Annotated in this window: 1 protein-coding gene; it reads right to left on the bottom strand. The window is 63.2% G+C overall.

Annotated features, from left to right (window positions below; all coding sequences use genetic code 11):
• Positions 1 to 524, bottom strand: a 524-nt coding sequence (mobQ, locus tag AX709_RS09380; protein ID WP_197432028.1) for a MobQ family relaxase, incomplete at its 3' end; no start/stop codon positions are given.
• Positions 525 to 584: the final 60 nt, after the last annotated feature.

Here is a 584-nt window from a genome sequence, read left to right as displayed (position 1 = left end):
TGCGCGCTCCACGCCTCGCGCCAGTCCTTCAACAGCTCGGTCGAGTTCCAGTCGCGGTTCTTCTTGCCGAACCCCTCCGGCCCCACATCGCGCATCGCCAGCATGACATGTGCGTGCGGCTTCGGCGTGCCGTCCTTCGCCTTGTCCCAATGCACGTTCAGGTCGGCGACCATGCCGCGATCGACAAACTGCTTCTTCACGAAGTCTTGCGCGAGCGCGACGCCCTGCTTCTCGTTCATCTCACGCGGAATCGAGAACTCCACCTCGCGGGCAAGCTGTGCGTCCTTGCGCTTCTCCCCAGCCTCCACCTCGTTCCACAAGGTCGAGCGGTCGTTTAAACGCTCCGGCGCGCCCTCCGGTAACATTACCTCGGAGTGGATCACGCCCGCCTTGTTCGAGAAGTCGTGATCGCGTCCAAGCCGGACGTCGTGCAGCTCGGACGCGGAACGATAGGCGGCGCTCGCGACGGCGCTCGATCCGTTTGCGCGGCTCACAACCTTGGCGGAGAAATGGTAGATCGCCATGACGCCCCGCTTATTGCACTTCTGAGCGCACGTCGGCAACGACGTATAAGCGCGCACTCA

This window comes from Sphingomonas sp. CCH15-F11, from assembly GCF_001557005.1.
GTDB lineage: Bacteria > Pseudomonadota > Alphaproteobacteria > Sphingomonadales > Sphingomonadaceae > Sphingomonas.
The sequence above is the reverse complement of the archived record's forward strand: the minus strand, read 5'-3'. Positions and strand labels throughout refer to the sequence as shown.